Below are 24828 nucleotides of genomic sequence, written 5' to 3'. Positions count from 1 at the left end.
GGAACGTAAATACGGATAATATAGGGGAAAGGCGAATTTTTCCATATACGCACCCTCGCAGAACCAAGCCTGCAATAGCGGGGTGCTTAACCTACCAAGCCTTTTTCTGAGGGGAATGCAGATAACGCAACATTGGAGGGTGTGGCAGCCTGTTGTTGCCAGCCTTCCCAAGCCTGCCAGCCGCCTTCCAAATTATAAACCCGGCTCAGGCCAAACTGGGCGAGGAAACTGCACAGCTCGCGGCTTTGGTTGCCGTGGTAGCAGTAAACCAGCACTGGCGGATTCTTGCGGCGCTGCATCACCAGCTTGCCGACAACGGCCTCGCTGGCAGGCTGCGCGCCTGGCAATTGCCCTTTGCTGCGGGTATGTTCGTCCCGTTGGTCGATCACGACCAGCCCTTCGGTGGTAAGAAAATCCGCAATTTCCGATGCATGAATGTCCTGATAGCTCATGATGTTCCTATCGATACAAATGGTTCCCGATATTTACCTGCCAGCAATTGTCATGCCAATGGACGACAAGGGCTTGTTGCCTTCCCGACAAAGCAGTTTATTTAATTTCATAAGCAGTTGTTTAATTTGAAAAATAATTCTGGCCTCAAAATTGCAGAGCAATTGGGCAAGTACATATTGCAATATTTGTGAGGAGCAACAATGTCGGATATGACACTCAAAACCCTGCTGGCCGGGGTCGAAAGCGGCAAGATCGTCCCTTATCTCGGCGCAGGTGCGTTACAGGGTTCTGTGGACAAGGCCAATGGACAGGCGATTCCTGCCGACAGCGACAGCCTGATCCTGGCGATGAACAACGGCAAGCCGATGTCTTCGCGCCTGATGTGGGAATTCGCCCGCGCCGCGATGGATGTGGAGCTGAAGAAAGGCCGCAAGGCTGTCCACCGTTTCCTGGAAGAAACCTACGGTGCCCGTCAGTGGACGCGTGCTCCGATCCACGACTGGTTGGCCAGCATCAAGCCGCAGTATGTGATCGACATCAACCGCGATACCCAGTTGCAGGATACCTACGCCGACCAGCCGCACACCCTGGTACGGGGCACTGCGCGAATTGCAGGCACCAACTACCGTTTCACCCTGAACGAATACACTGCCAGCAATGGCTACCGTGAAGTGACTCAGGAAGAGGTCAACCCTGAACTGCCCGTCCTGTTCAAGCCGATGGGTAGCCCGCGCCCGGATTCTGTCTACATTGCCTCTGACGCGGACTATGTTGACTACATCACCGAGCTGATGGGCGGGTTTGCGATTCCGTCGTTCCTCAAGGAATACCGCAAAGGCAGGCAATACCTGTTTATCGGCATGCGTTTCCAGCGTGATACCGAGCGTATGGTGATGTCCGACATTACTTATGCGGCGGATGAACCCAAGGGCTGGGCGCTGATTCCACAGGCGACTGACAAGGAAAAGCGTTACTGCGCACGCCAGGGCATTGAAATCATCAGCGCGGATGTCAGTGACCTGCTGACCGCTGCCGGTTTTGCACCTGCCGAGGCGGCCTGAGTATGCGCGAATTTGTTCCTTGCAAGGGCAAAGAGTATTGCCGCGATGACGGTGAGACCTGCCTGACCTGCGGGCGCAAGCTGACCGAAGTGGCGCGCACGGTATTCCTGATGAATGAACTCAGCGATTTCGTCATGGAACAGGAATATACCAATGTGGATGAATTCGCTGCCTACATCGCGCGCAAGCTGGTGAAGAAGGTCAAACACCGGCGGGAAACGGCGAATACGTCAGATTGATTGTTGTTCCTACCTGTCAGGCCATGGAAGCACGGCGGAAACAATCCGCCGCGCCTATTCAATCAACGGCCTGCCTGATCCCAGGGGTCGGGCGACTTATGCGAACTGGCTATCAGGATTTTCGGCCAGAACAGGAACGCCATTGTCGTCAGCTCCAGCATCAACAGGTTCGGAGGGGGGGTTGGGAAGCCCCCTCCCGGCGGATTCACCGCCCAATACCTGATCAAACTGGGCATAGCAGTTTTCCATCCAAACTGTCACGCGTTTGCGTTCCACCAAGCTGAGCAGGTCGCGGTTGTTGGCCGCAGCCCAGAAACTCAGGTTGCTGAAATCCACTTTCTGCATCAGGGCCGGTTGCAACTGCTTCAGGGTGATAATCTGGGCGTCCTGCTCCTGCGCCTTGCGGTAGGTGGGGGAGCGTTCAAACAACTGGAAGTTTTCGCCCCGGCCTTTATTCATGACGACAACAATCTGCACACCATCCGGTTTGTTTTCCAGCAACTTGTTCAGCAGATGGGCGGAATCTGCGCCATCGTCCATCACATGCCACAGGTAAACCGGGCGGTTCAGTTCGGCGAAAATACCGAAGGAATCACTGTCCTCAGCCCACTGGTTGACATGCCTGCCGGTTTGCGCCGCCAGATCCACCAGGATATTGGCGTCAGGGTTGCTTTCCGCCGCTGCGACGATTTCATCCAGGCTGTTGTAGTTTTCAACATCCAGGACGGTTGTGAAGTCTGCATAAAAACGGCTGAATGTGCTGTGTGAATGGTCAGCGTCAAAACCGACAAAAGTCTGGCCATGATCAATAAAATATTGTGCAAGCAGGCGCGCCGTGAGGGATTTGCCCACGCCGCCTTTTTCGCCGCCGATAAAATGGATACTGCCCATTGTCTTCTCCTTGAGTGGGTTCAGGTGTAATAGTTGGGTTCTTGGCTCAGAAACGAGCGCCCAATTGTACGGCGGTGCAGCATACGCGTTTACAGGCGTTTAATGAAGTTATGATTATGCTTGTAGTGGCAATAACAGGCTGTGCCGGGTATCCAAAGCGCTAATAAATGCCGGGTCGTGGGAGACAATCAGCAGCGCGCCGGGGTAGTTTGCCAGCGTTTGTTCCAACAACAGGCGGGAATCCAGATCCAGATAATTGTCAGGTTCATCCAACAGCAGCAAATCAGGCGCAGTTTCCCCCAGCAGCACTGCCAGCAGGGCGGTTTTCAAACGCTCGCCACTACTCAAGCCCTTGACCGCCTGTAACGCCTTGTCGCCGCGCAAGCGCACACCCGCCAGTTCGGTGCGTAGCCGCTCTTCGCTGATATCCGGACGCAGGCGAAGCAGGTTGGCAAGGGCGGAAGCATCTGCATCCAGCAGGCTAAAATGCTGGTCCAAATAAATGCAGCGGGCATGGGTTTCACAGTTACCGGCAACCGCTGGCTCCAGTCCGGCAATGACGCGCAACAGGGTGGATTTGCCACTGCCATTCCTGCCCTGGATATGCCAGCGTTCCCCCTGGCGCACCGTGAAAGAAAGCGGCCCGAGCCGCACATACGGCAAGCGCAAGCCAGAAACATGCAGGCACAGCCTGTGCCGACTGCCTGCGGAGGCTGTGCGTAAAATTTGCGGCCTGATGATTTCCAAACGTTCCTGGACAGCCTGCAACTCCGTGTGCAAGTGTCCGTTGCGCTGCTGGTGCTGCTGCCTGAGCTTGCCGAAGCTGCTTTCGGCGCGGTTCTTGCGGGCATCCAACAGCAGTTTGCTTTGTGAGCCGCGCTGCTGTTCGCCCTGCTTGCGGCGTTGGGCGGCTTTTTTCAAAGCAGCCTGCTGCTCCAGTTTCTGCTGGTGCTGAATGTGCTTGAGATTGGCCAGTTGCTGTTCTGCGGCGTTAACCCTGGCGGCACGAATGGCCTGGTAAAGCGTATAGTTGCCGCCGTATTCATCGAGGCCGTGCGTATTCAGCTCCAGAATCCGCCCCACTTGTTGCAGCAACTCACGGTCATGGGTGGCGATCAATGCGCCCCCCGGATGACGGCTGAGTTTTCCAAGGAGCCACTGGCGGCCTGCAACATCCAGATGGTTACTGGGTTCATCCAACAGCAAATAATGATCTGGTTGCAGGAAAACACGGCATAGGGCAAGCCGGGCGTGTTCCCCGCCGCTCAGATGCTGAACCGGCGCAGATAAAGGCAAATCCAACCCGGCTTCACACAATGCCTGTTCCCATAAAGCAGGCAAATGCCAAAGGTTTTCCATCCGGGCGAAATCCTGTTCATCAACTGAACCAGATTGAATGCGTAAAAAGCTGTCGTACAACGGCCCCACACCCAATGCATCGGCCAACCGTAGCCCTTGCAACTGCCCTTGCCCCACCCAATCAAACGGCACGAACCAACGGATAGCGCCACCCGTAGGCGGGAAAGCCTGCGCCAGCAAGGCAAGCAGCACCGATTTCCCCTGCCCGTTGCGCCCAACCAGCCCTGTCAAGCCGTCGCCCAAGGTGGCGGCAAGCCCGGAAAATACCGGCGTAGAATCAAATTGTTGGGTTAACTGGGAAAACTGACAAACAATACGCGCCATAACGAACTCCTGGGATGCTCGGCAGGCCACGACCGGGAAAGGGAAATGAGGGAGCAGCAAGCCTACAACAAATGCCCCATCCCAGCAATCAAGCGCACCAATAAATCACACGGACTGAATTACTGTCTTGTTTTTTACCACTTTATAAAATATATTTATAAAAATAAACCAGAACATTTGTAACATTAAATATAACAAAGAGATTTGGGGCCGACGGAATGATTGATAAAATAATATGTTGGTGCAAACAGCTCATCGGAGCCAGTTTGCTGTTATTGCTTGCACCACTTGCCTTTGCCGACATTACCGGCACAGTCTTCCGGGATCTCAATGCCAACGGGATTCATGAAACCGGCTCGGCCTACCATGAACCTGGGGTTGGGGACATCACCGTGTCTTGCATGGATAGTGCAGGCAATACCGGAACGGCCACCACCTCCAATGTTCCCGCCACGTTGGGCCAGTATGACCTGGCAGGTTGTTCCGGCCCTTCCCGCGTGGAATTTTCCGGTTTTCTGCCCGGAGATTACGCGGGGGCAGCGGGCACCGGCAACCACACCAGCGTCCAGTTCATCAATGCGCCTGCCACCAATGTCGATTTTGCCGTCACATTGCTGGGCGACTATTATGGCCCCGGAACCGCCACCCTTCCCAAAATCGCCACCAGCATCATGACCAACGGCGACCAAAGCAGCGGGGTGGAAAAATCCCTGGTCAGCATCCCTTATGATGCGAGCGCGGATTGGCAGGCGGATGTCACACAACAGGCATTGGATACCGACACTGGCAGCATTTATGGGATCGCCTACAAGAGAGACACCAACCAGATATTTTCCAGCGCCTATTTGAAACGGCACGTCGGCCTCGGCCCTGCCGGCCTGGATGCGGTTTATGTCACAACCCGTGGCGCTAATGACACCCAAGTGTTTGTCCGGCTACAGGCCGACCTGGGCATTAATGTCGGCAGCATCGGCAATAACGCCGCCCGTGGGTTGGGTGCCCTGACCGCCCCTAGCCACGATGTGGACGCCTTCAACAATGTCGGTGAAATAGGCATCGGCGACATCGACATCTCGGCAGATGGCAAAATCCTGTATGTCACCAACCTGTACGACAAAAAGCTGTACGCCATCAAGATAGACGCCGACAACAATCCTGCCACCAAGCCAGTGGCGGCGGATGTGACCGCCTACCCGATACCGGAGCCTGCAACCTGTAGCGCCATGACGCACACCGCCATCCGCATCAATCTGGGGGGCGCACGTTATGTGCAACCGGATGGCACGGTTTGGATGGCCGGTTCTTATTCCTTTGGCGGCCAGGATGGCGTCACCACAGACTCAATCGATGTTTCCGCCCCCGGCACAACGGATGAAGCCCTTTACAAAACCTGGCGGGATTATTTGTCCAGCGTACACGTCCCCTTACAGAATGGCGTTTACACCGTCAAGCTGCATTTCGCCGACTTCTGGGGCGGGGCTGCCCCAGATGGGCGTAATTTCGACATCAACTTCGAGAATGGCCAATTGGTCGAAAACGCCTTCAATATCTACGAAGCGGCGGGTGGCAATGGTAAGGCAGTGGTGAAAACCTACACAGTCACGGTCAACGACAACCAGTTGGACATTGATTTCAACGCCATCAAGGGCAGCCCCATGATGGCCGCCCTGGAAATCATCGGCAGCACGGAAGCACCAGCAGGCAACTGGCGGCCATTTGCGATTGGGACAGAAGGCGGCGACGTATTTGTCGGCGGCGTGTGCGACGCCCTGAATTCACAAAACCCAGCCGACCTGAAGGCGACTGTCTACCGGCTGGATACAGGAACAGGCGCATTCACCGATGTGCTGGATGCCCCGTTGGATTACCAGAAAGGCCATGTCTATGAAGGTGTTTGCTCCGGACAACGGGGCTGGTTCGGCTGGCTGCCTGACGATGTTTTCCCCCCCATCTGTGACCCCGGCACCAGGATCCTGGCCTACCCCCAACCGATGTTGACCGACATTGATTTTGCCGCAGACCGTTCCATGCTGCTGGGCTTCCGCGACCGGCTGGGGGATCAGGTCGGCCAGGACAACTATGCCCTGACCGGCACGAACCTAGTGAATGCCGTCTCGGCTGGCGATGTCTTACGGGCGGCCCGGAGCGGGAGTGGCTATACGCTCGAATCCAACGGTTCAGTGGCGGGTCTGACCAGCGCGGGTGCCGGTAATACTGAAGGCCCTGGCGGTGGGGAATTTTACTACCAGGATAATTTCGGCTACGGCCATCGTGAGACAGGCATGGGCTCGCTGGCATCCCACAAAGGTTTCGACCAGTTGCTGTACAACCGCATTGACACGGACATCATCAGGACTGGCGGCATCGCATGGTTGAGCAACTTGGATGCCCAACAGGTGCATGCCTATACCTTGTACAACCAAAGTGCGCAATTCATGGGCAAGAGCACCGGGCTGGGCGACATGGAGCTGTTGCTTGACCCTGCCCCCATCGAAATCGGCAACCGCGTCTGGTTGGACACGAACAAGAACGGCATTCAGGATGCGGATGAAAACGGTATTCCTGGCGTGCAGGTGCAACTGCTGTCCGGCCCAACCGTCCTGGCGACCGCCACCACCGACGCCGATGGGACTTATTACTTCAGCAATGGTGCCGGAACCTCCACCACCAGCCATATTTACGGCGTCACGGCGTTGCAACCGGAGCAAAACTACACCCTCAAATTCCCGACCAGCACCAACGTGTCAGGTTCCAGCCATCTTCTGACAACAGCCTTGGCGGGTAGTGACCCACTGATTGATTCAAACGCGCCTGCCACTGGCGAAGTCGCCGTGAACGCGGCGGACATCCCAGGGCCGGGAGCCAACAACCACGCGTTTGACGTGGGGTACGCCGCCGCCACCCATAGCATCGGCAACCGGGTCTGGATAGACGCCAACAACAATGGTCTGGCTGATGGAGGTGAAACCGCAGTGGGCGCAGGCGTCAAATTGGAATTGAAGGATGCGGCGGACGCAGTGCTGCAAACCACCACCACCGACGCCAATGGACGCTACCTGTTTTACGGGCTGGCGGCGGGCGGCTACAAGGTTTGCGTCAGCGCCGACAACTTCACTACCGGCGCGGTGCTGGCAGGCTATACCGCCAGCACCGGCAAAACGCCGCCGCCCGACGCCAATACTGACAATACCGATGGCGATGACAACGGCGGCGATGACCTCGCCAACGGCCTGTGTTCCAGCTTGGTGACGCTGGGAACAGACGAACCAACCGGGGAAACCACCGCAACGGGCGATGACGGTGACGATGGCCATGGCACACCAGACGCCAATTCCAACCTGACGGTGGATTTTGGCGTGGCTTTACCTGCGCCGGAAGTCGACTTGTCGCTGCTGAAAACCCTCGACAAAACGGCAGCCAAACATGGCGACACCGTGACCTATACCCTGACCGTGAGCAACGCCGGCCCGGATGCAGCCACCAACGTTACGGTGACTGACCAACTCCCTTCCGGCCTGGCCTATGTCAGCAACACACCGGGTGCTGGAACTTATGATTCCGCCAGTGGCGTTTGGACGGTTGGGGCCATTCCGGCGGGCGGCAATGCGACGTTGGACATTACGGCCACTGTGCAATAGGAACTATCGCGCTCAGGAAGGGGCTGATTCCGTTGGCAGGGTCAGCTCCTCCGGCCAGCAGCCCACCGGGAACCCCAGCTCCCCCTGCGCATCCTCAAACCGCACCAGATAAAATTCATCATCCGGGTATTCCTCGTAATGCCCGGTATTGACCAACACGCCACGTGCACCCGCCGCTGCAATCAATGCACCATCAGGATAACCCGGCACTTCGCCATCGCTCACGATGTCGGCGGCGGCGAACACCATGTCACCTGACTGCAATTGGGAAATGTCCATCCCCGTTTCCTCCCGAAAGGCAAAAGGCCGTGGAGGGGTTGCCTCCACGGAGGTTCACTTTATGGCAATGAGAACTTGACGAAATCAGGCGTAAGCCGGGGCGAAGGCCTTTTCCGGCTCTTCCAACGGCGCATTGCGGGCGTTGTCCCAGTAGGGAGACAGCTTGCGCAATTGCTGGATGACCGGCGGCACGGCCTCAATCACTTTCTCAACTTCCGCCATGTTGTTGTAGCGGGACAGCGAGAAACGCACCGTGCCATGCGCGGCGGTATAAGGGATGCCCATCGCCCGCATCACATGGGAAGGCTCCAGCGAGCCGGACGTGCAGGCGGAACCGCTGGAAGCGGCAATGCCATGCTTGTTCAGCATCAGCAGGATGGCCTCACCCTCGATGTATTCAAACGCAATATTGAGCGTGTTCGGCAGGCAGTTGTCCGGGTCGCCGGTGACGAAACAGTTGGGCACGGCGGCGAGGATGCCTTCCTTCAGCTTGTCGCGCATGGCGCGCACACAGATGTTTTCGTGCTCCATATGCTCCAGCGCCATTTCCGCGGCCTTGCCCAACGCAACGATGGAAGCCGCGTTTTCAGTGCCCGCGCGGCGGCCACGTTCCTGATGCCCGCCGCGTAGCAGCGGACGGAAACGCATGCCCCGGCGCAGGTACAGCACGCCAATGCCTTTGGGCGCATGCAGCTTATGGCCGGAGAGCGACAGCATGTCGATCTTGGTGTCTTTCAGGCTGATCGGGATTTTGCCGACCGCCTGCACCGCGTCGGTGTGGAACATGACGCCTTTGGCGTTGGCCATTGCCGCCATTTCCACCACCGGGAAATACGTGCCGGTTTCATTGTTGGCCCACATCACTGACACCACCGCCACATTGTCGGTCAACAGCTTGGCGTATTCCTGCAAGTCCAGGCGGCCTTTGCCATCCACCTTCAGGTAATGCACAGTGTAACCTTCTTTCTCCAGGTTTTCGCACAGGGACAGGATGGCGGGATGCTCAACCACGGTGGTGATGATTTCCTTGCGCTCCGGCTGGCAGCGCAGCGCCGACAGGATGGCGGTGGAATCCGATTCGGTGCCGCAGGAGGTGAAAATGATCTCGGAATCGTGTTCCGCGCCCAACAGCTTCTGCACCTGCTTGCGGGCGTTTTTGATCGCCAACCCGACCTTGTTGCCGAACTGGTGGATGGAGGAAGGGTTGCCAAACTGCTCGGTGAAAAACGGCAGCATGGCTTCCACCACTTCCGGCGACACCATGGTGGTGGCGTTATTGTCCAGATAGATACCTTCGCTCATGACATACCCCTTCGCATTCACATCATTTTGGCCATTTCAGTGGCAGGCAGGACGCGGATGAATTCACCCAGGTCTTCCATGACGCGCTGTTGCACGCCGCCGAGCGTCGCCGCCGCCATCTGGCAGCCGGAACACGCGCCGCTGAGGTTGACGAAAGCGACTTTCTTGTCGAAATCCACTTCCACCAGTTCAATGTCGCCCCGGTCAGCCTGCAACTGCGGGCGGATCGCTTCCAGCGTGCGTTCGATGCGGCGCATCCGTTGCAGGTTGGTCATCGCAGCCTTGGCCGGTTTGGCGGGCTCAACAGGCGCGGGTGCCGCAGCGGCAGCTTCGGCGCGTTCCGCCATGACCTTGTTGAGGATTTCCTCAATGCCTTCAAAACAGGCGGAACAGCCGCCGCCAGCCTTGGTGTAGTAGGTGACTTCCTGCACCGTGCTGAGGTTGTTGGCGCGGATAGTCTCTTCAATCAGCACCGCGTCGACCGCGAAGCATTTGCACACCAGCGCGCCCTCTTCGTGGTCATCCTTCCATTCTTCGCCACGGAAATTGGCGACCGCCGCTTGCAGGGCCTCGCGCCCCATGACGGAGCAGTGCATTTTTTCCGGCGGCAAACCATCGAGGTAGTCGGCGATGTCCTGGTTGGAAACTTTCAGCGCTTCGTCCAGCTTCATGCCCTTGATGATTTCCGTCAGGGCGGAGCTGGAAGCGACCGCAGAACCACAGCCGAACGTCTGGAAGCCCGCGTCCTCGATGACCTCGGTTTCCGGGTTGACGCGCAGGGTCAGGCGCAGCGCATCACCGCAACTGAGCGAGCCGACATCGCCAGTGGCGTTGGCGCCTGCCACGGCCCCGGCATTGCGCGGGTTAAAAAAGTGGTCTTGTACCTTTTCTGAGTAATCCCACATGACTTGAGTCTCCTGTTCGGTATCCGTTCTCTATCAGGCTGCAAACGATTTGCCGCAACCGCAGCTCTGGGTTGCATTCGGGTTTTCAAACTTGAAGCCGCTGCCGTCAATGCTGTCGATGAAATCGACGGTCAGGCCGCTCAGTTTGGGGGCGCTCTCCGGATCGATGAACACCACCAACTCAGGGAAAGCCACTTCCAGATCACCGTCAGCTTTGGTTTCGACCAGATTCATGGAATATTGCAGGCCGGAACAACCGCCGCCAGAAACACCGATACGCAGGCCAGCGATGGGTTTCTCAGCTCCATTGATAAAACGCCCGAGGGCTTTCTGGGCGTTGTCGGTCAGTGTGATCATGCTTGTAATCTCCCGTTGAAAGTGTTTGCAGAGAGATTTGCAAACCCTGTGCCAAACTATTTTGTTATTGATTTTTATGGTTTTTTATAGAACTGGATCGATTTATGTAGGATTTGGCACAGGGCGGGAGAACCCTGCTTGTCGTCAAGCAGACATTCGTGCCATCCCCCAACCCTAACCCCATGCCCATAAGGCTGCACGGTATCTTGCTGATCATTGCCGTATTATTTACTCTGGCATTTATTGGCCAACAGGCTCTTCAACCACAAGGAGTATGGCCTATGGCCACAACCATTCAGCGTTCACCCGCCTGGGCGCTCATCGCACCCATCGTCACGTTACTCTTGTTGGCCGGGCAATTGGGCCCGTTTGGGCTGGACGGATGGTATAGCGCCATGCTGGGGGCAAGTTTGATGTTAAGCATCATTGCGGCAGTACACCATGCTGAGTTGCTGGCTTATGGGATTGGTGAACCGTTGGGGACGCTGGTGTTGGCCTTGGCGATCACCGTGATTGAGGTTTCGCTGATTGTTTCGGTCATGCTGGCCACTGATGGCGGCGCGACCATGCTGGCTCGGGACACGGTGTTTGCGACCGTCATGATTATCCTGAACCTGATTATCGGGTTGAGCTTTGTCATCGGCTGCTACCGTTTTGGCGAACAGCGCTTCATTTTGCCTGGGGTGAGCACAGCCCTGACAACATTGTCAGCGATTGTGGTGTTGGCCTTGATCCTGCCCAATTTCACGACCAGCACATCCGGCCCCCACTACACAGACAGCCAACTGGGGTTTGTGGCGATTGTTTCGTTAGTGTTATATGGCGTGTTCATCTTCGTGCAGGCAGTCCGGCACCGTGATTATTTTCTTGTCCAACCCACTCGGCAAGAAGCCAAACAACAGCCAGACATGCCCATCAAAACGCTACTGACCAGTGGCATTTTCCTGATCTTAAGCCTAGTGGGCGTGGTGTCAGCCGCCAAGTTGCTGTCCCCCATGGTCAAGGGGTTTGTGGCTGCATGGGGCGCACCCGAAGCCTTGGTTGGGATCATCATTGCCCTGATTGTGCTGATGCCGGAAGGTTTTGCATCATTACGGGCAGCAGCAAACAACCAACTGCAAACCAGCCTCAACCTAGCGCTGGGGTCAGCCTTGGCGACCATTGGCCTCACCATCCCGACCGTGGCCGTGGTGGCCATCACCCTAGACATGAGCCTCGTCCTGGGGCTGGAAAGCAAATCCATCATCTTGCTGACGTTGACATTATTTATTGCATCATTGTCGATGAGCACCGGGCGTGTCACGGTTATGCAAGGTACGGTGCATATTGTGTTGTTCCTGACGTACCTGTTTATGACCATCGTACCTTGAACCGCCGCCATTGCCGTTAGGCGCACGTCCCATGCGCCGGGAACATGCTGGCGATATAGCCGCTGACTGAGTTGGCGGTGTGCTTGCTGTTATGCCCCGCTTTGGCCTGCACGAAATCCGCCAGCGTCATGTCGGCCAGAAAATCGCGGATGCGGCGGTTGAGTTCCTGCCAGCCATGCGCCGCTTCCAGCGCGGACAGGTCAGCGGCTTCCGGCAGCTCCACATCGGTTTCATCCGTCAATGCATGGGTGGCGAACAGGATGTCGGCAATGCTGATCTGGGTGGCGGGCCGCGCCAGCCGGTAGCCCCCGCCGACCCCTCGCAAGCCTTCCACCAGCCCGTGCTTGCGCAGGCCGCTGAACAGGTATTCGAGGTAGGAAGTGGAAATGCCCAGCGATTCTGACAGGCCGGTGAGGCTGACCGGATTGGCGTAGCGGTCGTGGGTCGCCAGTGACAGCATGGCGACGATGGAATGCTCGTCTTTGCGGGATAGTCTCATGGGGAAAGTCCTTGGGTTGCTAGTTGATAGAGGGAACGCGCCTGCTCAAGGCAGCGGCTGCGGATGGCGTTGTCCAATTTGGGCGGCCAGCGGGCGGGGAATCCGTCCAGCCCGTAATGCGCGCCAGCGACCATGCCGAGGATGGCTCCGGTCGTATCGGCGTCGCCGCCACGGTTGACCACATCCACCAATGCCGCCTCCAGCGAATCCGTGGCGAACAGCGCCTGGAACACGGCTTGCAGGGTATCGACAATGTAGCCGCTGGGGTTGTCCCGGCGGGCCTTGCGGTATTCGAACTGCGGATGGCGCCGCACCAGCTCCTGCGCCAACAGCTCCAGTTCGCCCAATGGCTCGCCGAGGATGGCGGCCTGCGTCATGTGCAGGATGCATTCCACCCCCGCGTCCGACAGCGGGTTGTTATGGGTGATATGGGCTTGCAGGCGGGAAGCCGCCACCACGTCCGGCAGGCTTTGGCGCAAGGTGAAGATCCCCACCGGCAGGCAGCGCATGCAGGCACCGTTGCCTGCGTCATGCTCGCTTTCCGGCATCGCTGTCTGGCCGGTGCGGCGAAATTGCACCACGCCGCGCCGCACGGTGTTGCCGATGTCCTTGGGCTTGCCGCGCATCCACTCGCTGAAGGCGGTGGCGATGCTGACCGGCTCCAGCTTGCCTGTGCTGAGAATGGCATCGCCCAACGCCAAGCTCATTTCAGTGTCATCGGTGACCTCGCCCGCTTTCAGGCGCAGCCAACCACCGCCGCTGATGTCGCGGTGCACGCCGTATTCGTGGCGGATTTCTGCCGGGGTCATGAATTCGACGGTTGCGCCTAGCGCATCACCCACCGCCAGCCCGAGGTAAGCGGCCATGCTGCGTTGCAGGGCGGGCGGTTCCGCCGCCGACCCGCCACTTACTCCTCCGGCCCGAAGCATGCTTGATAATCCACGCAGACTTCACAGGAGGGGGAACGGCAGACATAGATGCCCTCCCCTTCACACATTTGTTTGTACAAGAATTTTTTCCACTTCATATCGTTGGTGTTGAGCGCCGCCAGCGGCTTGAAATTATCCAGCATCAGCCTGGAAAGATCCTTGCGCGACCACAGCCCAAGGTCTTGCCACAGGTGGTCGCTGCCCATGCAACCGGCGCAGAGGATTTCCACCATCCAGCCCACATCGGGGCCAGGATGGCTATGGCTCTGATGGAGCAATGTGCGCAGGTCATCCAGTTCCGGGAGGCGTCCGACGTCCAGATGACGCAACTGGGATGGCCGGGAAAAATGCGGCAAGGTGGGGAAATGATATGCCATCATGCTGTTGAAAACGTCCAGCGGCAAGCCGAGGTTCAACGGCATGGCACCTTGCCCGCACAACCAGGATGCATACATTTTGGCGATCAGGTCGTCGTTGCTGTCACCACGGCGGTGCTGCATCAGATGGTTGTAGTGCGTCTGCAAAAGGGATGTGGCATCTGGCATGAGAGTCATGACTGGTTTCCTGTCAATGCGATTATTTAAAATTAGATGCAATAAACAAGCCAGTTTTTAAAAACGTGTCAAGCCCAAACTGGCGGGTCATCACATGACTATATCGCGTACAGTAAAGGAGGAGAATGACAGAATGATGTCGGGAAGCCCACAAACCGCCGGAACACCGAATTGGGGAGCATGATGCTCCCCATCTGAGTGATGGAAATCCCGCCGGAAGCGGAAACAAAACTTAAATGGACGACCAGCCAAGGCTGAGAAGCAGGATCAGCGCCATCAGGATGGCGGACAGCATCCTTGCTGAAACGAGGATTTGCATATCCCCGGCTTGTTTGACAATGGTGGGCAAGGCAGTACGGTTTTTTAGCATCATTGTTTACACCATATTGAAACGTTCAACGTGAATATTCTGACGGGGAACACCCAATTGCAGCAAAGTATGTTCGGTTGTATCCATCAGGGATGAGGGGCCGCAAATAAAATAGCTGGCCTGCATGAAAGTCTGCGACAAGCCCATGTGTAAGTGTTGTTTGATGAAAAGCGCGTCATAACGGCGTTGCAGCTTGGGATTCTGCGGGCGGGACAGGATGTGCTGCACCCGCAGGTTTAAATTATTGCGCAGACGTTGTATTTGGTTATTGCAGATAATGTTGTGTTCATCCCTGCTGGACAGCCATAAATAGCATTCCCGCCTGGAATGACGGCTTGCCAGGGTTTCCAGCATGCTGACCAATGGCGTCACCCCCACGCCCGCGCCAATCAACACCAGCGGTGCATGCTCATGGTTGTCCAAGTGGAATTGCCCGTGGGGGCCATCAATGTAAACAATTTCCCCAACTTTCAGGTCAGCCACTTCCGCGCTGAAACCTTGATGGGCCTTGATGGTGAAGCCAATATTGGTGGCGTCTTCCGCGCTGGTGGAAATGGAAAACGGGTTATAGGTCAGGGAAAAGGGTGATTTACGCGCCGCAATCCAGGCGAACTGCCCTGCCTTGAAACGGAAGCCCCGTTTGCCATAAGCGTCAGGGTTGACAGGCTCCAGGTGCAGCGTGGTTGTATTGCCAACCCCCTCCTCGATTTTCACCACTTTCCAACGCTGCCAATGGTTCATAAAGGGCTTTAGCACCCGCATCCAGAAAAGCAGCAGCACAAACCCTGCTGTCAGCAAGATCCATAGCCCTTGCACCGATGAATCGCTGAAGTAATGGTTTACCAGCACGGCATGGGCAAGGCCCGCACTGATGACAATTAGCGCCAGCGCCCAATGCCATATTTTCCACAGCGGATAACTCATCCCCAACTTACGCCGGAAAATTGACATGACCATCAACGCCAATAAGGCCACAACTGATGCAACCGCAAATTTGGCGCGCAGTGGGGAAGTTAAAATATTCAGCAATGGCCAATATTTATCATCCATTGCAAATAGGATTATCGGGTGGGCCAAGGCAAATGCTGCCGCCGCATAGGCCATGTAACGGTGGACACTCACGGCGCAATCCACGCCAATCGGCTCTGAAACAATCCTGGAGCGGGACACCAGGGCAAACTGCAAGGCGAACATGGACAAGGCGACGAAACCAAGCGCCAACGAAAAATCACGCCAAAAATCGCACCTGTTGGCCGGGTTTAGGGCTGCAACCAGTAGCGGGGCAATAACGACAAGCAGATAGGCCACGCTCCAAAGAAGGGTTCTTAAATTTAGTTTTATCATTATGTTGTATCCGATTGGGCTGGTTTGAATCAGATACTGCCATCTTATTTCATAATAATATTTTATGGAACATGAAACCTTGACGAAATGCAGGTTAAAAAGTGGTTATGACGGATAACACCGCCGCCATTTCCTGCCTCCCGAGATAACACACAGCAAAGCAGGGGAATGGCAGGATGATGGCGGGCAACCGACAATGGGGATGATGAAGCATAAAACCTGCGCCGGAGGCATTTCCCCATGATGACTGAAGAAACCTACCCTATTTTCAAACCATTATGACGGTTATCGCGCATATGTCCGACCTGCATTTTGGAAGGGCTGTCCCTGAGGTCACGCAAGCGTTGTTGGACTGCCTGGATCAGCTTCAGCCGGAGCTGGTCATCATCAGCGGCGACCTGACCCAGCGGGCGAAGGACGAAGAATTCAAGCAAGGGATGGCGTTTCTGCGCAAGCTGCGCCAGCCGCGCTTTATTGTGCCGGGCAACCATGACCTTACCGCCTACAACCTGCTGGAACGGCTTCTGTACCCCTGGCAAAAGTGGCAGCAGTATGTCGCGGCTGACCTGCAACCGATCATGCAGACGGATGCTTTCATGGCAGTCGGCCTCAATACCGCACGGCGCATGGGCTGGTATACGGACTGGTCACGCGGGCGCATCAATCCGGGGCAAATCCGCTACGTGCAAGACATGTTGCAGGATGTTCCGGCAGACTGCCTGCGTATCGTGGTGGCGCACCATCCGTTCTGGCTGCCGGATTCGAGCATGTGCCGCAGCCTGGTTGGCGGGCGGGAAGCTGCCCTGGAAGGTTTCCAGGCGGCAGGGGTTGATTTGATCCTGGGCGGGCATGTGCATCTGGCGTATGTGCAACCCTTGCATGGCATGCTGATTTCACATGCAGGCACCACCACCTCAAACCGGCTGATTCAGGGGCAGCCGAACAGTTTCAACGTTATCCGGGGTGACCGCGAAATACTAAAACTGGAGCAAATGGAATGGCGTGGCACGGCATTCGTCCCCGTCCAACAGCAGTTTTTCAAGCGTGCAGCAGGAGGCTGGCAGGTACATGGAAACTTCTGATCAAGCTGTGCCGGTTTTCATCAATCCGGAATCAGGCAGCGCCAACGGGATCATCGGGCAACTACGTGCGGATCAGCGCTTGGCGGTGCATGCCTTGCCGGTTGCCCGGATGGAGGACGCAATGCGCCAAGTCATCCAGAATGGTGCTTCCCGTATTTTGGTGGCCGGTGGGGATGGCACGATTGCCCTGGCGGTGAATGTGCTGGCGGGCACGGACGTGGCGCTCGGGGTTATTCCGGGGGGAACCTTGAACCATTTCGCCCAGCGCATGGGCATTCCCAGCGATACCCAGGAAGCGGTCGAACTGGCGCTCAGTGGCACAGCGCAACCAATGGATGCGGGCCGTGTGAATGACAAACTGTTCATCAACACCAGTTCGGTTGGGGCTTACGTGAGTTTTGTGCGTACCCGGAACAAACTTGAACGGCGCATGAGTTATCACGTGGCGAGTGTGCTGGCCGGGTTGCGTCGTTTGTGGCGTTTGCGCAGCACCCGTTTTTCATTGGATGGCAGGCAGGTTCACAGCCCATTGGTGTTTGTCGGGGTCGGTGAGCGGGAGCTGATGTTCCCCACCTTGGGGCAAAACCGGGATGATGGGCAAAATGGCCTGCACCTGATTGCCGTGCGTACCCACAACAAGTTGGAAACCTTGCAACTGGCGTTCAATGCCTTGCTACGCGGGATTGACCCTTTAAGCCGCGCCAAGCAAGTGGAAGAGCGGATGATCAACTCACTGGAACTGACTTACCGGCAGCGGCGGCGGCACATTCATGTGGCGGTGGATGGTGAATTGCTGCTGCTGGATGCACCATTGCGTTATCAATATGTCTGTGATGCTGTCAGCATTATCAGACGGTGACTGCTGGCGCTTCGGGATCTTCGGTCAAGCCCATCAACACATCTGAATACCATGCCGTAAACAGGTTCAGGCGCTCATCTTCTTTCTCATCACGGTTGCTGACATCTAGGCGGGAGGAATGCACCCCCAACAGCATCCACGGAAAATCTTCCCGCCCTGATACGTGCTCAGAGGTGCGCAATACGACCGGCGAACCACTGCTACCCCGGTGCAGCAATGAATCAGTCAGGAAGTAGCCCTGCCCCTGGAAACGCAGGTTGAAGGATGACGCAATGATGGCGTGACGCATGACCGGCAGGTTGTGCAGGTTGTCCTGAAAATTCAGCGGATACCCCACTACCCTGACCGATTCCCCAACTTCAATGCTCGCCAGGTTTGCAGGCAAATCCTCTGGCGTAAACGTCGCGTACAGGCTGTCTTGTGGAAAAGCCGCCAAATCCAGCGGCAATGCCACCACATCGACCGTACCGGATTTATCGGTTGCTTCCCGCCATAGCGCTGTTTGGGCGTCGTCGTACAGCGGGATGGAGTAAAGGCTGGTGATGGCCAGATTCTCCGGGTCTGGATGCAGGCTGATTTCCAGCCGATCCGGTTTGTGCTTGCTGGACTCATCCCACACCACATGACGGTTGGTGATCAGGAACAACGCATTATCGCGCTGGAAATAAAAACCCGACGCACAACTCAGGCAACGGGTTTGCTGGTAGCTGCAAATGTGGGCAACTGCCAGCAGAATGGATTCAGCTTTCATCTTCATCACCTTGTTTTGCCTGATGTGAAAACTGTAGACCATGTCGCTTGGGTTTGGGGAGGCAAATACCGCCAGTTTTGGTGGCTGGCACCGTCTTGGGTGGAAGCTGCTTCGCCGGGGGTCATAACTGGATGAGCGGCGCTTTGCGTCCTGCTTCAGCCTCCAGCGGTTGCAACTGGGCGGCGCGATGGAAACCGAGGATTTTGGCGAACAGCACCGCCGGGAAGGATTGGGCTTCGCTATTGAAATCCGTCACCGACTCATTAAACGCCTGCCAGGAAAACGCCACCTCGTTTCCGGTGGTGGTCAGCTCTGCGGAAAGCTGCATCATGTTCTGGTTGGCTTTCAGGTCAGGATAAGTTTCGGCGATGGCGAAAAAACGCCCCAATGTGCCGGACAAAGCACCTTCGGCCTGCGCCATGGCCGTGAGCGCCGTGGCGTCCGCCGGGTTTTGCGCGGCGGCCTGGGTGGCGGTTTGCGCGGCGTTGCGGGCATTGGCCAGTTCTTCCAGCGTGGTGCGTTCGTGCACCATATAGCCACGGGCGATTTCCACCAGATTAAAGATCAGGTCATACCGCTGTTTGAGTTGCACGTCGATTTGCGCAAAGGCATCACCTATCCGGTTACGCAACATTACCAGCCGCTTGTACGGCTTGATTAAGATGAAAACAAAAAAGGCAAGGATGCCGATAAAGATCCTGGTTCCTGACATGAGAAGACCTCCCTTGCAAACATTGCTGATGGCGTGTTGGCGGATTCTCTCACAGGGCTTACATAGTAACCAGCAGGAACAATTTGATTTGTAGAGTGGCGGAGAATTTACTCCAGCGCAGTTCGCCATGGTGATGACCGAGGGTGTTGAGCGGGTAAGTTTCCAGGCGGGCTGAGGTAGACAGAATATTGATTATGCTATGCTTGCTTCATCCAAGCGGGAGAACCAGCCATGCCACAGGCGGTCAAGTATAACCCCATCAGCTTTGCCGACTACCTGGACGGAGAACGCGACGGCGAGGTGCGCCACGAATACGTGGATGGCTATATCTACGCCATGGGTGGGGCAAGCGAGTTGCACAATGCTGTGAATGCCGAATTGTTTGCCGCGCTCTACCCGCATTTGCCGGATGACTGCCGTGCCTTTATGTCGGACATGAAAGTTAAAGTCGAGCATGACGACAAGATTTTCACTTACTACCCTGACATTATGGTGGCGTGTGGCTCCAACGACGGCGACCAATACGTTCGCACCAACCCCATTCTGCTAGTCGAGGTGCTGTCACCTTCCACTCGACGTACCGACTTGACCGAAAAGTTGATTAACTACAGCAAGATTCCCAGTTTACTGGAATACGTGATGGTGCATCAGGATAACCCACATGTGCATATGCATCGTCGGCGTACAGGCTGGCAGGTGGAGCATTTCTTTGCAGGTGATACCTTCACGCTGGAATCCATCGGTTTCAGCATGAGTGTGGAGGCGATTTACCGGAAGGTGCGCAAAGAGGTGGGGCTGGAGTTGTAAAAGGCGGGTATGACGTTTGCCCTACCCACCCTCTGATTCATGATCAGTATTCGACGAGAATGTCTTCATCACGCGGGATGAACTGGCAAGCCAGACGCCATTGACTGGGTTGGTCATTGGTGGTCAGGTCGTCCAGCTCTTCCTTGGTGACTTTGCCCAGTTCGAGCAGGATTTTCTTTTCCTTCTCTTCCATGTGCAGGCCCATTGGCGTTTTGTCACCCAACTGGGTCACTTTGATCACGCAAGTGCCGCATTCGCCGTTTTCGCAGGAAAAGTCGATGGGGATTTTGTTGGTTCTGGCAATTTTCAGCACGGTTTCGGTGAAGCTGCCTGCTACGGCATAGACAGTCTTGTCCTTGTATTGGGGACTGGAAAAAGTAATCAATGGCATGGTGTTTCTCCTTGAAATCAGGCGGGTTTGACTTTGCAATCGCCGAGGATTTGCGCTTGGCAGGCAAGGCGGAAATGACGCCCAGCCATATTTTCGCGCAGGACTTTCTCTTCCAATACGGAAGGTTCAGTCAGGTTGTTCCAACCTTCAGTCACCTCCATCATGCAGGTGCCGCAGTCACCTTCGCGGCAACCGTAGATCACGCCTGCGCCGATTTTTTCGGAAACTTCGATCACGCGGGTTCCGGCAGGGACGTTCACCGTCTGGTGGATGTCTTCAAAGGTAATTTTCGCTTTTGGCATGTTAAATCTTCCTTCAGATTAGCTAGTTAAAGTTGTCTGGCGACCTGGAATCAAAGGTTTGCAAAATCAATGACCTCACGCTTTTCTTCCTTGCCAGTCAGAATGTTGGCTATTTCCCTACCAAACCCTGTGCATTCATCAAGTTCTTCTTGTGTCGGAATCAGTTTGACGCGCAAGCCCTCGCGTGGAACCCGCATTTTCAGGCCGCGCATCCGGTCTTCGATCATGCGCACCGCTTCGCCGCTCCAGCCGTAGGAGCCGAACGCCGCGCCCAGTTTGCCCTTGAGGTTGACGACCGCCAGTGAGGAGAGCAGATCCCACACCGGCTTGACAGCGTCGCCATTGATGGTGGGGGAGCCGAACAGCAGCGCATCAGCTTCCTCGATCAAATCCACGAACGGGTCGACTTCGCCGCCTTCCAGGTCATACAGCGACACGCGCACGCCCTCCACGGTGTCCGCCCCGCTGTAGATGGCCTCCGCCATGCGCGCCGTATTGCCATAAGAGCTCATGTAAAAAATGATCATCGACTTGTCGGTGTCACCAATTTCACGGGTGAGGGTGGAGGTGGAAAGCTCGCGGTAATGCGCCACATAGCGGCGCGGGCGTTCGCGCAGGATCGGCCCGTGGGTGGGCGCGACCACCTTCATTTTCAGCGGTTCGATCAGGGTCAACGCCTCCACCACCCATTGCTTGAACGGGCGCATGATGTGCGCGTAGTAGTAGTCGAATGAAAAGCGGAAATCCCCCACCTTGTCGTTGAACAGGCGCACATCGCAGTAATGGCAGCCGAAAATATCGCCGGAAAACAGCACCTGTTGTTCTTCGAGGTAGGTGCATTGTGTATCTGGCCAATGTAAAAACGGTGTGTGCAGAAAACGCAGATGCCGGTCGCCCAGGCTCACCCGGTCGCCGGTAGTGACGGTGGTGTATTCAAACGGTTCCTGCCGGTTGGGGCGCAGCAGCGCTTTCAGCATGGAGGTGGCGCGGGTGGAAATGTACAGCCTTGCCTGTGGCGCGCGCCGCATCAGTTCCGGCAAGGCTCCGCTGTGGTCAGGCTCCAGGTGGTTGAGCACGATCACCTTGATTTCGTCGTAACGCGCCACCGATTCCAGTCGGCGGAAAAACTCATCCTCGAAACCTTCCTTCACCGTGTCGACGATGGCGACGCCTTCACTGCCGCGTATCAGGTAGGAGTTGTACGTGGTGCCGTTGGCGGTTTTCAGGATGATGTCGAACGTGCGCAGGGTCGGGTCGAGCGCACCGATCCAATACACATTGGGTGCGAATTCAACGGCTTCTTTCCATTTCGAGACATCCAGAGGGGCGTTCATGTGGCCTCCGCAGGGGGATACTGGCAGGGGTTGGCGGCATGCGCTCTGGGGCAGGTTTCGATGCCTTCCGGTGCTTCGTATACGCCGAGTGCCTGCAACACCGGGTTGTCGTCAAAGCCGCTGCATTGTCCGGCTTCGCATGCAATCAGCGGGCGGCGGATCAGCAACGGGTCTGCCACCATCGCCGCCAATGCCCCAGCTTCGTCCAGCACGGTAGGGTCAACTTCACCGCTTTTGACGCGTGGTGCGGTGTAGTTGAACCATTCCGTCACCGGCTTGGCGGCAAAAAACGGGCGGAGACGCTCCGGCGTCCAGGGCGTGGTGAGGAGATCATGGGCACGAAGAACATGCCCCAGTTGCCGGAGGATTTCCTGTTGTTTCCGGTTGTTGATGCAGCCGGGTTTTTCGTAAAAGTCGAGTTCAGCCATGCCTATCGCCTTCCAGCGTCATGCTCAACAGCGCCGAATGCCGCTTGAGCAAGTAGCTGGGCAGGCCGGGGTAGGCGCGTTTCAGCGCCGGGTCGACCTGGTGACGCTGTTGCAGTTTCTGCAAAAATTTGAGCAAACGTGCTTGCATGGTTGAGTCCTCGTATTGTGGCGGGCTTACCGCAACTGGATTTCAGCCTTGACCTGTTCCCAACGCTCTGGCGGTATGCCAGTCAGCGAGCCAGGCGGGTTTAAAGCAGCACCAGCGTTGTCGACGATGACTTCTTCGATCGGGCAGATGCTGGCGCATTGCGGATCGGCGTAGTCGCCATCACACTCGGTGCACTTCTTGGCGTCGATCAAAAAGTGTGGCAACGCGGCGTAAATGGCCTGGCTGGGGCACAGTGGCTCACAAGCCCAGCAGTTCACGCAACCTTCAACGATTTGCAGTGCCATGGTTCAAACTCCTTACGCTGTAGCGCGTTGTTTGCTTTCAGGCTGCTTGTCGAGCAGACCTTTTTCAGCCATTTCGCGGTAGACGGCGGCGACGGCATCTTCAATCGCTTCCATCGCGTGCTCACCATTCGGCATGATGCCCGCTTCTTCCAGCAAGCCCCATGGCTCGTAGCCAATCTTGGAACACAGCACGACTTCGCAGCCTTTGAGGGTGTTGATGGTTTTCTGCAGGACGCTTTCGCCATCGCCGCAGGTTTCATCGCCGCTGCAATACAGGTCGGTTTTACGGTGGCTGATGAAGCGCACGTCGAATGCATTGGCTTCGTAAATCAGGAATTCACGCGCATGGCCGAAGTGCTGGTTGATCACACCGCCGCCGGAAGTGGCGACTGCCATCAGCACCGGGCGGGTTTCTTTCTTTGGCATACCGAGGGAAGCCAGCGAAATGAAGCTCTCGTTTTTCTTCTGCTGTTTGGCAGCCAGGGTGGCTTCGATTGCAGCATGGACTTCGGCACGTTTGACCATGGCGGCTTCGTAGTCGACATCTGTCGCTTCGATCTTGTCCATAGTGAATTCGTCGCCACGGTCTTCGCCCAGCATACCGACTGCGTCAGCACGGCACTGGCGGCAGTGGCGCATCATGTTCATGTCGCCTGCACACGCGTCTTGCAGGGTTTGCAACTCGTCGTGGGTTGGGCCGCGCTGACCCATGACGCCGTAGAAGGTGCCGTGTTCGGCTTCGGCAATCAGTGGCATAACGTTGTGCAGGAACGCGCCTTTTTCCTTGACCACGCGGCTGACTTCTTCCAGATGCTTGTCGTTAACCCCTGGAATCATGACGGAGTTGACCTTCACCAGAATGCCGCGATCGGTCAGCATTTGCAGGCCTTTCTGCTGCTGTTTGATGAGGATTTCAGCACCTTTGCGGCCATGGATGCGGCGGTTTTTCCAGAATACCCAAGGGTAAATCTGTGCGCCGACGTCAGGGTCTACACAGTTGATGGTGATGGTGACGTGGTCGATATTGTGTTTGCACAGTTCTTCGACCTGTTCCGGCAGCGCCAGACCGTTGGTGGAAACGCACAGTTTGATGTCGGGCGCTTTCTCGGTCAGTTGGCGGAAAGTGTCGAAGGTACGTTCAGGGTTGGCGAGTGGGTCGCCAGGGCCTGCGATGCCCAGCACAGTCATTTGCGGGATATTGGCCGCGACGGTCATGACCTTTTTCACTGCCTGATCAGGGGTCAGCAGTTCGGAAACCACACCAGGGCGGGATTCGTTGGCACAGTCATATTTACGGTTGCAGTAGTGGCACTGGATATTGCAGGCCGGAGCGACTGCAACGTGCATACGGGCGTAATGGTGATGTGCTTCTTCGGAGTAGCACGGGTGGTTATGTACCTTGGCGCGGATATGCTCCGGCAGGTGGCCCAGTTGGTCATCGCTGCTCCCGCAGCCACTGGATGCACATCCCCCAGCGGCGGGGGTGGTTTGGCTTTGCCCTAAAACAGTTAGTTCCATGCGTGTTCTCCGTGACGAAATGGTTTCGTGTGGGTTTTGGAAGGCTGTTTCAAGTTGCGTGCCAAGTGGGTTGAATTGGATTTTACTTCTTATTTTTCAATGTAATGTAGTGATGTTGTTGGTTGTGCTACAAGCGGTTTTGATGGGGAATGTCGGGAATGTGATGTAGGGAATGCCACAGGGAAATTTGGAGATTGTTTGAAGAGAACTAACTGCCTGGACAAGTGATCGAACGTGATGAAACCTATTTTTGATGGGTAAGGCCATAAATTCAGATGAACCACAGACTAGTAGATCGACCATGTAATGCCTATCGT

At 56.3% G+C, this 24828-nt stretch carries 28 protein-coding genes; 7 read left to right on the top strand and 21 right to left on the bottom strand.

Annotated elements, in window-relative coordinates; translation table 11 throughout:
* Positions 1 to 86 precede the first annotated feature (86 nt).
* A complete protein-coding gene (locus VSS37_RS15340) occupies positions 87 to 452 on the bottom strand; it encodes a rhodanese-like domain-containing protein (protein WP_324696617.1) in 366 nt (121 codons plus the stop codon).
* Between the two features lie 201 nt (positions 453 to 653).
* Between VSS37_RS15340 and VSS37_RS15335 the strand changes: the two genes are divergently transcribed.
* Together VSS37_RS15335 and VSS37_RS15330 are read left to right on the top strand one after the other, a co-directional pair.
* Positions 654 to 1514 carry an SIR2 family protein gene (locus VSS37_RS15335; RefSeq protein WP_324696616.1) on the top strand — a complete coding sequence of 287 codons (861 nt, stop codon included), beginning with the start codon at positions 654 to 656 and terminating at the stop codon, positions 1512 to 1514.
* A gap of 2 nt (positions 1515 to 1516) precedes the next feature.
* Positions 1517 to 1753: a hypothetical protein gene (locus tag VSS37_RS15330; protein WP_324696615.1), complete on the top strand. Its 237-nt coding sequence runs from the start codon at positions 1517 to 1519 to the stop codon at positions 1751 to 1753.
* Between the two features lie 96 nt (positions 1754 to 1849).
* On the opposite strand, the gene VSS37_RS15325 is transcribed toward VSS37_RS15330, so the two are convergent.
* Complete coding sequence (locus tag VSS37_RS15325) at positions 1850 to 2644, bottom strand: P-loop NTPase family protein (RefSeq protein ID WP_324696614.1); 795 nt, start codon at positions 2642 to 2644, stop codon at positions 1850 to 1852.
* A 114-nt stretch (positions 2645 to 2758) separates the two neighbouring features.
* Positions 2759 to 4327 carry an ATP-binding cassette domain-containing protein gene (locus tag VSS37_RS15320; protein WP_324696612.1) on the bottom strand — a complete coding sequence of 523 codons (1569 nt, stop codon included), beginning with the start codon at positions 4325 to 4327 and terminating at the stop codon, positions 2759 to 2761.
* Between the two features lie 266 nt (positions 4328 to 4593).
* On the opposite strand from VSS37_RS15320, the gene VSS37_RS15315 reads away from it, so the two are divergent.
* Positions 4594 to 7965: an SdrD B-like domain-containing protein gene (locus VSS37_RS15315; protein ID WP_324696611.1), complete on the top strand. Its 3372-nt coding sequence runs from the start codon at positions 4594 to 4596 to the stop codon at positions 7963 to 7965.
* A gap of 12 nt (positions 7966 to 7977) precedes the next feature.
* Here VSS37_RS15315 and VSS37_RS15310 read toward each other — a convergent pair whose 3' ends face one another.
* The 4 genes from VSS37_RS15310 to VSS37_RS15295 all read right to left on the bottom strand — a co-directional run bounded on the left by VSS37_RS15310 (position 7978) and on the right by VSS37_RS15295 (position 10808).
* Positions 7978 to 8244, bottom strand: a complete 267-nt coding sequence (locus tag VSS37_RS15310) for a nitrogen fixation protein NifZ (protein ID WP_324696610.1) — start codon at positions 8242 to 8244, stop codon at positions 7978 to 7980.
* A gap of 84 nt (positions 8245 to 8328) precedes the next feature.
* Entirely contained in the window at positions 8329 to 9546 is a 1218-nt protein-coding gene (nifS, locus tag VSS37_RS15305; protein WP_324696609.1) for a cysteine desulfurase NifS, read from the bottom strand.
* Between the two features lie 17 nt (positions 9547 to 9563).
* Positions 9564 to 10451, bottom strand: coding sequence for a Fe-S cluster assembly protein NifU (gene nifU / locus VSS37_RS15300; protein WP_324696608.1), 888 nt, complete (start codon positions 10449 to 10451; stop codon positions 9564 to 9566).
* Positions 10452 to 10484: 33 nt separating this feature from the next.
* Positions 10485 to 10808 (bottom strand): HesB/IscA family protein, encoded by a 324-nt coding sequence (locus VSS37_RS15295; protein WP_324696607.1) that lies wholly within the window; start codon positions 10806 to 10808, stop codon positions 10485 to 10487.
* A gap of 281 nt (positions 10809 to 11089) precedes the next feature.
* Here VSS37_RS15295 and VSS37_RS15290 point away from each other — a divergent pair, with 281 nt between their 5' ends.
* Complete coding sequence (locus VSS37_RS15290) at positions 11090 to 12178, top strand: calcium:cation antiporter (RefSeq protein WP_324696605.1); 1089 nt, start codon at positions 11090 to 11092, stop codon at positions 12176 to 12178.
* Positions 12179 to 12194: 16 nt separating this feature from the next.
* Here the strand turns inward: VSS37_RS15290 and VSS37_RS15285 are convergent, their stop codons facing one another.
* The 5 genes from VSS37_RS15285 to VSS37_RS15265 form a co-directional block, all read right to left on the bottom strand.
* The gene (locus VSS37_RS15285) at positions 12195 to 12677 is read right to left on the bottom strand and encodes an Rrf2 family transcriptional regulator (protein WP_324696604.1); all 483 of its coding nucleotides are present in this window, start codon (positions 12675 to 12677) and stop codon (positions 12195 to 12197) included.
* Positions 12674 to 13606, bottom strand: a complete 933-nt coding sequence (draG, locus tag VSS37_RS15280) for an ADP-ribosyl-[dinitrogen reductase] hydrolase (RefSeq protein WP_324696602.1) — start codon at positions 13604 to 13606, stop codon at positions 12674 to 12676. Before draG ends, VSS37_RS15285 begins: the two co-directional genes overlap by 4 nt.
* Positions 13585 to 14160 (bottom strand): nitrogen fixation protein NifQ, encoded by a 576-nt coding sequence (locus VSS37_RS15275; protein ID WP_324696599.1) that lies wholly within the window; start codon positions 14158 to 14160, stop codon positions 13585 to 13587. Before VSS37_RS15275 ends, draG begins: the two co-directional genes overlap by 22 nt.
* A gap of 232 nt (positions 14161 to 14392) precedes the next feature.
* Positions 14393 to 14533, bottom strand: a complete 141-nt coding sequence (locus VSS37_RS15270) for a hypothetical protein (RefSeq protein WP_324696597.1) — start codon at positions 14531 to 14533, stop codon at positions 14393 to 14395.
* Positions 14534 to 14536: 3 nt separating this feature from the next.
* Positions 14537 to 15838, bottom strand: coding sequence for a ferredoxin reductase family protein (locus VSS37_RS15265; protein ID WP_324696596.1), 1302 nt, complete (start codon positions 15836 to 15838; stop codon positions 14537 to 14539).
* 314 nt (positions 15839 to 16152) lie between these two features.
* Here VSS37_RS15265 and VSS37_RS15260 point away from each other — a divergent pair, with 314 nt between their 5' ends.
* Together VSS37_RS15260 and VSS37_RS15255 are read left to right on the top strand one after the other, a co-directional pair.
* On the top strand, positions 16153 to 16956 hold the full coding sequence (locus VSS37_RS15260; RefSeq protein ID WP_324696594.1) for a metallophosphoesterase family protein: 804 nt from the start codon (positions 16153 to 16155) through the stop codon (positions 16954 to 16956).
* Positions 16943 to 17815, top strand: coding sequence for a diacylglycerol/lipid kinase family protein (locus tag VSS37_RS15255; protein WP_324696592.1), 873 nt, complete (start codon positions 16943 to 16945; stop codon positions 17813 to 17815). Before VSS37_RS15260 ends, VSS37_RS15255 begins: the two co-directional genes overlap by 14 nt.
* Here the strand turns inward: VSS37_RS15255 and VSS37_RS15250 are convergent.
* Positions 17805 to 18566 carry a S1 family peptidase gene (locus VSS37_RS15250; RefSeq protein WP_324696591.1) on the bottom strand — a complete coding sequence of 254 codons (762 nt, stop codon included), beginning with the start codon at positions 18564 to 18566 and terminating at the stop codon, positions 17805 to 17807. The genes VSS37_RS15255 and VSS37_RS15250 overlap by 11 nt on opposite strands.
* Before the next feature lie 121 nt (positions 18567 to 18687).
* A complete protein-coding gene (locus tag VSS37_RS15245; RefSeq protein WP_324696590.1) occupies positions 18688 to 19278 on the bottom strand; it encodes a LemA family protein in 591 nt (196 codons plus the stop codon).
* A gap of 231 nt (positions 19279 to 19509) precedes the next feature.
* Here VSS37_RS15245 and VSS37_RS15240 point away from each other — a divergent pair, with 231 nt between their 5' ends.
* Positions 19510 to 20085, top strand: coding sequence for a Uma2 family endonuclease (locus VSS37_RS15240; RefSeq protein ID WP_324696588.1), 576 nt, complete (start codon positions 19510 to 19512; stop codon positions 20083 to 20085).
* A 43-nt stretch (positions 20086 to 20128) separates the two neighbouring features.
* Here VSS37_RS15240 and VSS37_RS15235 read toward each other — a convergent pair whose 3' ends face one another.
* Genes VSS37_RS15235 through nifB form a run of 7 tightly spaced genes read right to left on the bottom strand, consistent with a single transcriptional unit; the run spans position 20129 to position 24511 of the window.
* Entirely contained in the window at positions 20129 to 20476 is a 348-nt protein-coding gene (locus tag VSS37_RS15235) for a 2Fe-2S iron-sulfur cluster-binding protein (RefSeq protein ID WP_324696586.1), read from the bottom strand.
* A 17-nt stretch (positions 20477 to 20493) separates the two neighbouring features.
* Positions 20494 to 20778, bottom strand: a complete 285-nt coding sequence (locus tag VSS37_RS15230; RefSeq protein WP_002707388.1) for a 2Fe-2S iron-sulfur cluster-binding protein — start codon at positions 20776 to 20778, stop codon at positions 20494 to 20496.
* A gap of 50 nt (positions 20779 to 20828) precedes the next feature.
* The gene (locus VSS37_RS15225) at positions 20829 to 22112 is read right to left on the bottom strand and encodes an FprA family A-type flavoprotein (protein WP_324696584.1); all 1284 of its coding nucleotides are present in this window, start codon (positions 22110 to 22112) and stop codon (positions 20829 to 20831) included.
* Positions 22109 to 22540 carry an ArsC/Spx/MgsR family protein gene (locus tag VSS37_RS15220; RefSeq protein WP_324696583.1) on the bottom strand — a complete coding sequence of 144 codons (432 nt, stop codon included), beginning with the start codon at positions 22538 to 22540 and terminating at the stop codon, positions 22109 to 22111. The genes VSS37_RS15225 and VSS37_RS15220 overlap by 4 nt, the downstream gene beginning before the upstream one ends.
* Complete coding sequence (locus VSS37_RS15215; RefSeq protein WP_324696582.1) at positions 22533 to 22688, bottom strand: hypothetical protein; 156 nt, start codon at positions 22686 to 22688, stop codon at positions 22533 to 22535. Before VSS37_RS15215 ends, VSS37_RS15220 begins: the two co-directional genes overlap by 8 nt.
* Before the next feature lie 26 nt (positions 22689 to 22714).
* Positions 22715 to 22993: a 4Fe-4S dicluster domain-containing protein gene (locus VSS37_RS15210; protein WP_324696580.1), complete on the bottom strand. Its 279-nt coding sequence runs from the start codon at positions 22991 to 22993 to the stop codon at positions 22715 to 22717.
* Between the two features lie 12 nt (positions 22994 to 23005).
* Positions 23006 to 24511 (bottom strand): nitrogenase cofactor biosynthesis protein NifB, encoded by a 1506-nt coding sequence (gene nifB, locus VSS37_RS15205; protein WP_324696578.1) that lies wholly within the window; start codon positions 24509 to 24511, stop codon positions 23006 to 23008.
* Between the last annotated feature and the right edge of the window lie 317 nt (positions 24512 to 24828).

This window comes from Candidatus Thiothrix phosphatis (assembly GCF_035668035.1).
Classification (GTDB): domain Bacteria; phylum Pseudomonadota; class Gammaproteobacteria; order Thiotrichales; family Thiotrichaceae; genus Thiothrix; species Thiothrix phosphatis.
Note: the sequence above shows the minus strand (reverse complement) of the source record. Positions and strands in the feature narration are given on the sequence as shown.

Bases quoted from the DNA above. Each gene is read 5' to 3' on its own strand.
- VSS37_RS15340 (WP_324696617.1), bottom strand. From the start codon at position 452: ATGAGCTATCAGGACATTCATGCATCGGAAATTGCGGATTTTCTTACC.
- VSS37_RS15335 (WP_324696616.1), top strand. From the start codon at position 654: ATGTCGGATATGACACTCAAAACCCTGCTGGCCGGGGTCGAAAGCGGC.
- VSS37_RS15330 (WP_324696615.1), top strand. From the start codon at position 1,517: ATGCGCGAATTTGTTCCTTGCAAGGGCAAAGAGTATTGCCGCGATGAC.
- VSS37_RS15325 (WP_324696614.1), bottom strand. From the start codon at position 2,644: ATGGGCAGTATCCATTTTATCGGCGGCGAAAAAGGCGGCGTGGGCAAA.
- VSS37_RS15320 (WP_324696612.1), bottom strand. From the start codon at position 4,327: ATGGCGCGTATTGTTTGTCAGTTTTCCCAGTTAACCCAACAATTTGAT.
- VSS37_RS15310 (WP_324696610.1), bottom strand. From the start codon at position 8,244: ATGGACATTTCCCAATTGCAGTCAGGTGACATGGTGTTCGCCGCCGCC.
- nifS (WP_324696609.1), bottom strand. From the start codon at position 9,546: ATGAGCGAAGGTATCTATCTGGACAATAACGCCACCACCATGGTGTCG.
- nifU (WP_324696608.1), bottom strand. From the start codon at position 10,451: ATGTGGGATTACTCAGAAAAGGTACAAGACCACTTTTTTAACCCGCGC.
- VSS37_RS15295 (WP_324696607.1), bottom strand. From the start codon at position 10,808: ATGATCACACTGACCGACAACGCCCAGAAAGCCCTCGGGCGTTTTATC.
- VSS37_RS15290 (WP_324696605.1), top strand. From the start codon at position 11,090: ATGGCCACAACCATTCAGCGTTCACCCGCCTGGGCGCTCATCGCACCC.
- VSS37_RS15285 (WP_324696604.1), bottom strand. From the start codon at position 12,677: ATGAGACTATCCCGCAAAGACGAGCATTCCATCGTCGCCATGCTGTCA.
- draG (WP_324696602.1), bottom strand. From the start codon at position 13,606: ATGCTTCGGGCCGGAGGAGTAAGTGGCGGGTCGGCGGCGGAACCGCCC.
- VSS37_RS15275 (WP_324696599.1), bottom strand. From the start codon at position 14,160: ATGACTCTCATGCCAGATGCCACATCCCTTTTGCAGACGCACTACAAC.
- VSS37_RS15270 (WP_324696597.1), bottom strand. From the start codon at position 14,533: ATGATGCTAAAAAACCGTACTGCCTTGCCCACCATTGTCAAACAAGCC.
- VSS37_RS15260 (WP_324696594.1), top strand. From the start codon at position 16,153: ATGACGGTTATCGCGCATATGTCCGACCTGCATTTTGGAAGGGCTGTC.
- VSS37_RS15255 (WP_324696592.1), top strand. From the start codon at position 16,943: ATGGAAACTTCTGATCAAGCTGTGCCGGTTTTCATCAATCCGGAATCA.
- VSS37_RS15250 (WP_324696591.1), bottom strand. From the start codon at position 18,566: ATGAAAGCTGAATCCATTCTGCTGGCAGTTGCCCACATTTGCAGCTAC.
- VSS37_RS15245 (WP_324696590.1), bottom strand. From the start codon at position 19,278: ATGTCAGGAACCAGGATCTTTATCGGCATCCTTGCCTTTTTTGTTTTC.
- VSS37_RS15240 (WP_324696588.1), top strand. From the start codon at position 19,510: ATGCCACAGGCGGTCAAGTATAACCCCATCAGCTTTGCCGACTACCTG.
- VSS37_RS15235 (WP_324696586.1), bottom strand. From the start codon at position 20,476: ATGCCATTGATTACTTTTTCCAGTCCCCAATACAAGGACAAGACTGTC.
- VSS37_RS15230 (WP_002707388.1), bottom strand. From the start codon at position 20,778: ATGCCAAAAGCGAAAATTACCTTTGAAGACATCCACCAGACGGTGAAC.
- VSS37_RS15225 (WP_324696584.1), bottom strand. From the start codon at position 22,112: ATGAACGCCCCTCTGGATGTCTCGAAATGGAAAGAAGCCGTTGAATTC.
- VSS37_RS15220 (WP_324696583.1), bottom strand. From the start codon at position 22,540: ATGGCTGAACTCGACTTTTACGAAAAACCCGGCTGCATCAACAACCGG.
- VSS37_RS15215 (WP_324696582.1), bottom strand. From the start codon at position 22,688: ATGCAAGCACGTTTGCTCAAATTTTTGCAGAAACTGCAACAGCGTCAC.
- VSS37_RS15210 (WP_324696580.1), bottom strand. From the start codon at position 22,993: ATGGCACTGCAAATCGTTGAAGGTTGCGTGAACTGCTGGGCTTGTGAG.
- nifB (WP_324696578.1), bottom strand. From the start codon at position 24,511: ATGGAACTAACTGTTTTAGGGCAAAGCCAAACCACCCCCGCCGCTGGG.